This is a genomic window from Bifidobacterium parmae (genome assembly GCF_002860365.1).
Classification (GTDB): Bacteria; Actinomycetota; Actinomycetes; order Actinomycetales; family Bifidobacteriaceae; genus Bifidobacterium; species Bifidobacterium parmae.
The window spans coordinates 22,874-32,131 of record NZ_NMWT01000024.1 but is presented as its reverse complement, the minus strand read 5'-3'; the positions used below and the strand labels follow the sequence as shown (position 1 = coordinate 32,131).

General features: G+C 68.3%; 3 protein-coding genes. All 3 read right to left on the bottom strand.

Going from position 1 to position 9,258, the window contains the following annotated elements:
• Window positions 1–26 precede the first annotated feature (26 nt).
• On the bottom strand, window positions 27–1,322 hold the full coding sequence (locus Uis4E_RS08090; RefSeq protein WP_165784918.1) for an AAA family ATPase: 1,296 nt from the start codon (window positions 1,320–1,322) through the stop codon (window positions 27–29).
• 364 nt (window positions 1,323–1,686) lie between these two features.
• Window positions 1,687–7,653: an Ig-like domain-containing protein gene (locus tag Uis4E_RS08085; protein ID WP_101622680.1), complete on the bottom strand. Its 5,967-nt coding sequence runs from the start codon at window positions 7,651–7,653 to the stop codon at window positions 1,687–1,689.
• A 120-nt stretch (window positions 7,654–7,773) separates the two neighbouring features.
• Entirely contained in the window at window positions 7,774–9,174 is a 1,401-nt protein-coding gene (locus Uis4E_RS08080; RefSeq protein WP_101622679.1) for a serine/threonine-protein kinase, read from the bottom strand.
• Window positions 9,175–9,258: the final 84 nt, after the last annotated feature.

Genomic DNA, 9,258 nt, shown 5'->3' with positions numbered 1-9,258 from the left:
TCGATCGGTTGATGCGGTCGGGCGGGTCAGCGTCCGAGGACGGGCGCGGGCACGTCCTCGAGGATGCGCGCGATGACGGTCTCCGGCGTCTCCCCGGCGAACGTGGCCTCCGCGGTCAGGCTCAGACGGTGGGCGAGCACCGGCACGGCGAGGTCCTTCACATCGTCGGGCACGACGTAGCCGCGGCCGTCCGCCGCGGCCCAGATACGGGCGCATCGCGTGAGCGCGAGGGCGCCGCGCATCGAGGAGCCGACCATGATGCTGTCGTCGTGGCGCGTGCGCTCGACGAGACGGACGATGTACTCGGTGATCGCGTCGTCGATGTGGATGGTCTGCGCGGTGCGGCGCAGGGCGATCACGTCGTCGCCGGTCAGCACCGGGTCGACGGTGGCGGCGCGGTCGGTGACGTCGAGCTGGCGCAGGATGTCCACGGACACGTCGTGCCCCGGATAGCCGATCGACGTCTTGAGGAGGAAACGGTCCATCTGGGCCTCGGGCAGCTTGTACGTGCCGAGCTGCTCGATCGGGTTCTGCGTGGCGATCACGATGAACGGCTGGGGCACGTCGTGCGTGACGCCGTCCACGGTGACCTTCTGCTCCTCCATGACCTCCAGCAGCGCGGACTGGGTCTTCGGCGAGGCGCGGTTGATCTCGTCGGCGAGCACGATGGACGCGAAGATCGGGCCTTCGCGGAACGTGAAGTCGCCGGTCTTCTGATCGTAGAAGGTGACGCCCACCACGTCGGAGGGCAGCAGGTCGGGGGTGAACTGGATGCGCTTGAAGCTCGTCGCGACCGAATTCGCCAGCGCGCGCGCCAGCTGGGTCTTGCCGGTGCCCGGATTGTCTTCGAGCAGCACGTGGCCGCCGACCATGAGCGCGGTGAGCACCTGACGGATCGGACGGGCCTTGCCCACCACCGCCTTCGCGATGTTCTCGGTGAGCAGGTTGAACATGTCGCGGAAATGCTCGACGTCGGGCGAGGCGGCGGGCATCATGCCCGTGTCGATCACCTGCGGCGCGGGCTGGGCGGGGGTTTGGGGCTGCGGCTGCTGCGGCTGGGATTGGAATTGGGGCTGGGAGGCTCGCGGGAAGGGCTGCTGCGGGACCGTGCCCTGCGACGGCAGGGGTTGGGCGGGCAGCGGCTGCGTCTGGGCGGGCTGCTGCGGCTGCCAGGCGGCGTGCGTGGAGGCGGCCGTCGTCTGCTGCGTATGTTGCGTCTGCACGGGAGCCGACTGCGTGCCGTCCGGCAGCTGCGCCGTCTTGGCGGAGCCGAGGCGGGTCGAGTCCATGTCCAGCTGGGTGCCGAGGCGCGTGGCGTCCATGTCGTAGCGGGAGCCGAGGCGGGTCGAGTCCATGTCGGTGGCGTCCGTCGGCGTCTTGCCGCCCTTCGGGACGGAGGGCTTCTTGGCCGGGATGGACGGCTTCGGCCGTCCCGGCAGGCTCGGCTTGATCGGCGGGTGGGCGTGCGTGCCGTCGGACAGTTGGGTCGAGTCGTCGATCGGCTCGTGGGTGTTCTCGCTCATGGTTGCTCCTTGCGGGGGTTGCGGGGCGTTCATGCCTCGGACGTTGATGGTCGTGTGCGTTGCTGTGGTGGTTGCGGTGCCGTGGGTCGGGCCGTGCGGACGTCCCTCGGACGGAGTTCCGGATTATGGGGCGCGCCGGGCGTCACCGGCCACGGGGATGGGTTCATCGTGCGTAATACGCCAACCCCCTTATCCACGGTTGGGCCTTGATGCCGTTCTCGGGCAGCTGGCCGGACAGCGACTTCGAGTCGCCTTCGGCCATCGGGCGTGAGTTGCCGACCGAACCGTGCGATTCGACGCCGTCGACGAGTTCCGACGGACCGTCCTTGAGGGTGATGCGCCAGGTCATGTCGCCTTCGAGGGTGGTCGTGACATCTTTGAAGGAGATGGCCGTCGGTTGTTGCCCGACCGCCCAGGAGGCCACCTGCTGTGTGTTGCCGTTCTCGTCGGTCAGCGTGAGCACGGCCGTGGCGCCCTGCCCGTAGGTCTCCATGTTTCCGTTCGCGATGCGGAGCGTGTCGTGGTCGTCCCACCGGAAGGCGTAGTTGTTCAGACGGGCCTTCGGCTTGTTCGGCATGTCCTGGCTGGCCGCGGTGGCGTTGTCGCTGGCGGCACCGCGGAACGTCTTGCGGACGCTCACCGAGCCGCAGGCGCGCCAGGCGCCGGGATCGTAGGAGAACGACGTGCCCGACGTGGATCCGGTCGCGCCGTTGCCGTCCGTGTAGTCGAATCCACCTCTCTTGCCGTCGCCGTCGCTCCACGAGACCACGCAGCGGCCGTCGCTCGTCCTGACGGCGAGGTTCTGCGGCGCCGCCGGCTTGTAGGTCGGCGTGATGGGCGCTCCGGTTCCGGCGGCGTACTCGCCCTGTTTCGTCGTGACGCCGAACCCCGGTGTGAGGGAGCCGCCGAAGTCGGAGTCGTCGATGGTGAACGTGTGCGACGTCTCGCCGCATCGGCCTTCGGCCTTGTAGTCGCCCAGCATGAATCCGACCGCTGAGCAGTCGTTGTTGCGCATGTTGCCGAGCTTGCCGGTCACCGTCACCTTGTTGCTGTTCGGTTCCTGGGAGGCGGAGACGGACGGCATGTCCGGCTTGCCGTACGGTTTGGCCGCGTCCTTCGACGTGGCTCCGGCGCCGTCGCCCACCTTGTTGTGGGGGACGACGGTGGCGGTCACGGTGAAGCCGTCCGAGATGTCGGCGTCGGCGATGTCGAAGCTTTTCGACGTGGAGCCCTTCGCGGTGTCCTTCTTGCCGTTGCTCAGGGTGACGGTGTAGTAGTCGACGGGGGACCCCTCATAGTCGGGCATCGACCATGAGACGGTCACCTTGTTCCTGGCGCCGTCCACCGTGACCGAGGACGGGGCCGGCGGCACCTTGTCGGGCGTGCCGGTCGCCGTGTTGGAGTCCTTCGACCAGCCGACCTCGTTCTTCGCGCGCACGCGGAACGTGTACGACTTGCCGTTCGTGAGCCCGGTGATCTTGCAGGTCGTCACCGCGCCGCACGACTTCGACGACGCCTTGTCGCCGTCGTCGCCCCAACGCACCTCGTAGTCGGTGATCGGGCTGCCGTTCGCCGAGCCGGGCGTCCAGGCCAGATCGACCGCGCCGTCCTGCGGCTTCGCGTCGACGGGGGAGAGCAGCGGCGCGTCCGGCTTGTCGATCACGGATACGGTGATCGTGCCCGTGACCTTGCGTTCGGCCGTCTTCGTGCCGTCCTGCACGGTGACGAGCACGCGGTTCGTGCTGCCACCGATGTCCGCGGCGGCGGTGATGCCGATGGAGCCCGAGGCACCGCACTGGACGGTGAGCTTGGAGGCGTCGTCCGCCGCGCATTGGACCACGGTGAGCGGGTCCGAGGGGAACGGGTTGTACGCGTCGTCGAGCACGTTCACGCTCTGGCTTTCACCGGCCTTGAGCTTGAGCGTCTTGTCGGCCACACGCGCCAGCGGACGTGTCGAGGAGACGACGCGCACGGTCACGCCGGCGTCGACCGTGCCCTTGCCGTATTTGATCTGCACGGGCACGCTGACCGTCGTGCCGGGGGAGGCGTCCTTGTCGGCCTTCACCTGCAGCTGCCCGCCGTTCGAGACGGTGGCGCTCACCTTGCCGGTGTTCGAGCCGCCCGCATACGTGTACTGCTTCTCGTCGTCGTAGGCGCCGCTCGGCGCGTGCGTGAGCGCCTTCAGGTCGATGGTCTTCGTGTCCTCGCCGGCCACCACGTCGATCGTGGACGAGGAGAACGTGGGCGGAGGCACGTCGCGTCCGATCACCGTGATCGGCAGGGTGAGCACCGCCGAGTTGATGATCTTCGTCTTGTCGGAGCCCTTCTTGCCGTCCACCGCCGTGAACGTGATCGACGCGGGGCCCGAATAGTCCTTCGGCGCGGTGAACTTGAGCGTCTTGTCGTTCACGTACAGGTTCCCGTCGGCCGCCTTCGTGGCGCTCACCGAGTCGGCGCCGTCCACGTACGGCTCCTTGCCGGCGCCCACGCGCACGTAGTCGGCGATGTTGATCTGGATGGTCTCGCGCGCGTTCACCTTGAGTTCGGGCGCCTTCGGACGCAGCGTCGGCGGGAACACGCCGTACGCGGGCACCTGGATGAACGCGGTGGACGTGATGCCGTACTTCGTGTTGGTCACCGTGTAGGGGACGGCTCGCGCCTCCTTCGTCAGGTCCACGGTGATGACGGTCGACTTGTCGCCGCCCTTGACGCGCGCATGGTCGCGCGCCGACTCGTGCACGCCCACCTTGAGATCGGACGCGGTGCCGGACGGGTTCGCGATCCACTGGCTCACGTCCACGTCCACGCTCTTCTTATCGATGGTCGCGGCCGAGGGCACGCGGTAGTCGTAGGCGTCCGGCGGCTCGATCGGGGCGTTCGGGTCGACGTTCACGGTCAGCGTGCCCGTGTCCGTCAGACCCGCCTTGTCCTTCACCGTGTAGACGATGTAGCTCGTCCCCGCCTGCGAGGGCGTGGTGAAGTCGATCATGTTGGCGGTCACCTTCGCGCCCGGTATGCCCGCCGAGTCGAGCTTCTTCTCGACGGTCAGATCGGTGTTGTCGCCGGAGATGTCGTTCTGGGCGACCGGCACAGTGGCCGCCGTGTCCGGACGCAGCGTGATCTCGTCGTCGCGCGCGTACACGCCCGAATCCGAGGCGCCCTGGAACACGCCGACGCGGATTTGCGCCTGGGCGCGCTGGCCGGTCCAATCCTCCACAGCGTAGGAGAAGATGTCGGTGCCGGAGGAGTCGGCGTACGCCTCGTAGACGAGATAGTTCGCGCCCACCTCGGTGATGCGGCCCAGCTGCGGCGCCTTGTTGCCGAGGCCGAGCAGCTGGTCGTCGTCGCCGTCCACGTCGATGCCGGTGAGCGTGATCGGGATGCGCACCTTCTGGCCGGCGGCCACCTGCGCCTCCGTGTCGTGCGGCGTGGGCGCCGGCTTGTTATCCTCGTTGCGCTGATGCACGGTGATGGTGATCGTGCCGGAGGCGGAATTGCCGAGATTGTCCTTCACCGTGTAGGTGACGGGGAACACGCCGGTCTCGTCGGACGCCTGATAGCGGACCGTGTCGCCGGAGACGAACGCGAGCCCCTTGAACGTGGCCTTGTCGGTCTGCAGGTCGTTCTGCAGCGTGACCGTCGTGCCGTCCGGATAGCTCACATGGTCGAGCACGTCGACCGAGACGATGCCGCCGGTGCGCACCTGCGTGTTCACGTTCGACGCCTTCGGCACCGAGTTGCCGGTCGACAGCGCCGGCGGCTGCAGCACGATCGTGCCGGTCGACGTGCCGGCCGCGTTCGCCACCGTGTAGGTGACCTCCACCGGCTTGGTCGGCACCTGACGCGCCGTCAGGTACACGCGCTTGTGGCTGACGAGACCCGTCTTGATGCCGGACGAGGGGTCGGTCGTGACGGCGGTGACGGACAGCACGCCGCCCATCGGGTCGATGTCGTTCGTCAGCGGCTCGACGATGGCCGTGTTCTCCGCGCCGAGCAGCGCCACGTCGTTCGCGGCCACCGGCTTCGCGGCCTCGCCGGCCACCGGCTGCACCTCGACGCGCGCCAGACCCGTCGCCGGCACGGAACCCTGCGTGATCGTGTACGGCACGTAGTAGGTGCCCGGGTCGTTCGCCTTGAACTGGAGCGTCATGTCGGCGGCGTTCACCGTCACCGTGGCCCCGTTCGGCGTGTCCGCCGCGGACAGCTGCGCCGGCTGGGCGCTGGTCGCGTGGACGTAGGGCTTGAGGTCGATGGAGGTGTCGGTGGCGGGCAGTGTGGATTTGACCACCGGGTCGATGTCGGCGGACAGCGTGTTCGCCGGCTTCACCGAGAAGTACACCATGCCGGTGCCGGTCTGCTCGCCGTCGGAGACGGTGAGCTCGACGCCGACGCGCCCGGAGGTCATCGAACCGGTGTTGAACGTGAGCTGGCCGTCCGCGCGGGTGGAGACCGTCACCTGGTCGGAGTTCTGCGGCGCGGCGGAGACGAGCGTCATCGGATCGCCGTCCGGGTCGGTGAAGCTGCCCAGCGCATTGCACGTGTATGTGGCGCCCTGTTCGACGGCCAGTTCCGGAGGCACGTCGGTCTGCGAGGGGGCGGAGTCGCCCGAGCCGGTCAGCGTCAGGTCCACGGTGGCCGAGGAGGTCTGGCCGTGCCCGTCGGAGATCTCGTAGGAGAAGCTCACCGACCCGGCCTTCGCCTTCGTGGCGTCGAGCTGGAGGTAGCGGCCGTCATAGACGGGGGAGACCGTGACCGTGGCGCCCGCGGGCGCGTTCACATGCGTGATCTCCAGCACCGAGCAGTCGGTCTGCTGGTCGTTGCGCAGCACGTCGAGGATCTGCTCGCCGCCGGCGCGCGCGCCGAACGCGTCGTCCTCGGCCTTGATCTCGCCGGACTGCTGCGAGCAGGTCTTGTCGAACTTGCGCTGGTTGTTCGCCGTCTCGTCGTTCTGCTGCTGCTTCTCGGACTGCTCGGTCTGGATCGTGTTCCACTGGATCTTGATCACGTCCGTGGATTCGCGCGGATTCCACACGTTGCCGTTGACCACGTCGTTGAGCACCACCTGGCGGTGGTTCGTGCGGAACACCAGTTCGGAGGTGGCGTTCACCTCCTTGAGCGACCGGAACGCCGCCTTGCCGTCGTCCGCAGAGCATGCGGACACGTAGTTGTTGGCCTTCTGGCTCCACGCGGCGAACACGCAGCCGCCGGAGGAGACGGGCCTCGCCGGCTCGCCCTTACCGTCGGAGCGGAGCGCCACCGGCTTGGGCTTCGACGAGGTGAGGTCGATGAGGTCCATGCCGTTGCGCCCGGAGACCGCGACCCATCCGGATTGCGCGCCGTCCACCGACGGCAGCTGCAGGGTCGCCGGTCCCGTCACGTCCAGCGTGGCCTTGCCGCCTTCGAAGATCGCCCGCCCGCCGGCGGTGATGACCGGCACGCCGTCGACCACGGTGAACGAGGAGGCGTTCGTCTGCGCGCCGTCGGTGAGCGACTTGGTCTGCGAGACGGAATGGCTCTGCGGGTTGTCCAGTCTGAACACCATGCCGTCCGACGGACGGTAGCCCCATACCACGCCGTCCGAATCGACCACGGCCTTGCCGCCCGCGCCCAGCTTCATCTGCGGCTCGCCGTTCGCCGGCGACACGGATTCGACGTCGTCCGACGATCCGGCCCACACGTCGCCCGTCTTCGTGTCGAGGAAGGCGACGGTGCCGCCGCCGATCATCGACGTGGTGTTCCCCTTCGTCTCGGTGGAGGAGTCCACGCCGACGGTGGACGCCTTGATCGACGACGCCTTGCCGGCCTCGTCGAGCACGGTGTCCGAGTCATGCTGGGAGACGTCGAACCGCTGCGCCGCCGAGGAGACGCCCGCGTCCGCCTGCTTGAGCTTCACGTTGAACCGGGCCGCCTTGCGGTCCTTCAGCGAGGTGACCCACACGGAGCCGTCGTCGAGCTGCACGTGGCGCTGCGTCACCGAACTGATGATGATCGCGCCCGCCACCACGCCGAGGATCAGCAGCAGGGCGACGACCGGTGTGATCCACCTGCGGTTGCCGGACGGCACCAGACGGCGCAGCAGCGCCCCGGTCCTGCGTGACCGCTCGTATGCCTGGGAAGATTGCTTCGCCATGCGTCGCTCCCGTCGTTTCCTCGCCCCCGGTCGGGGCCTCCGTACACCCAATGTAGCCGCGCCCACCGGCCTGCGGTATAGGAGTACCGTTTGCCGGGACGCGGCGTGTCGCGCGGAAAATCAGCGTTTCACCGCGCAGGCGGTCGTGGGCTGCGCCGACATCTGCCGGTCCTCGCGCACGATCGACACCTCGATGCAGGTCTGCGTGGCGCCCTGCGCCGCGTCCAGCGTGACCGTCCGCTCCTTCGCGATCGACGCGGCCGAACCCGTCCCCGAATCCGAGCCCTCCGCCGGCTGCCACGCATACGTGTCGCCCTTCTTCGGATCGGGATTGTCCCAGGTGAACGTCACCGTGCCGTCGTCGTTGTATTCGCCGTACAGGTTCGTCGGCGAGGGCACGTCGCCGACATCGGCGTCGCCCGGAGCGGAATCCACGCCGGAACGGCCCTGCTCCGTGGCCGTGTTCCCGATCGACGTGCGGTCGCCGGTGGAACCCGAGTCGAGCCGCGGCGCGACGACGAACGCGAACACGAGCGCCACCGCCGCGATCGCCGCGACGACGCCGGCGCCGATGGCGACCGGCCTCACCCAGCCGCGTCCCCTCGCGCCGGGCGTTCCCGGCAGGGCGTTCTGCGCGGCCATGCGCCGCTGCGTCGGGTACGGCGGCTGGCCTTCGGTGACCACCGCCGTCATATGGCCGAAATGCTCCTGCTGGACGCGCTGCAGCTCCCGCGCGAACTGGAGCGCCGAATAGTACCGGTCGTCCGGGTCCTTCGCCATCGCCTTGCGCAGCACGCGCTCCACGTCCTGCGGCACGTCCGGACGGTTGATCGGCGGCAGCGGCTTGGTGAGGATGAGCTCCTTCAGCTGGCCGGGCGTGCGCGGGCGGTACCCGGATTCGAACGGCGAACGGCCGGTCAGCGTCGCATACAGCGTGGCGGCCAGCGAGTAGATGTCCGCCGCCTCGGCGCCCGGATGGCCGTTGAGCACCTCGGGCGGCGCCCACGGCAGCGAATAGCCGGTGAACGTCTTGTCGTAGATGTTCGTCGAAATGCCGAAATCGGCGAGAATCGGCAGGCCCTGCGCGTTGACGAGCACGTTGCTGGTCTTGATGTCGTGGTGGATGACGCCTGCCCGGTGCGCGGTGAACAGGGCGCTCGACAGCTTGATCCCCAGGTCGAGCATCTCGTCGCAGGTGAGCGGACGACGCTGCGTGATCTCCTTGTACGTGCCGTTCGGCGCGTACTCGAACACGATGTAGCCCTGACCCGCCGACGTCACGCCGGCGCCGTAGATCTGCATGATGTACGGGTGGCTCGACAGCTGGGCCATCGTGTTGGCCTCCTGCGTGAACTGCGCGGCGGCGCGCGGGTCGAGCGACTCCTTCGACACCTTCACCGCCACGACGCGGTTCGGGGTGCGCTGCTGGTACAGGTAGACGCTCGCCGTCGAGCCGGAGCCGAGCGTCTGCACGAACGTGTATCCGGGCAGTCTCGGCGGTGTCATGATCGATGCCGGCATGATCCCCTCTTTCCCTTGAGGCCGTTCTTTCTTCCCTGAACCGGATGTTCCCTACGGTAATCGTACGTGCGACGGTCGATGACG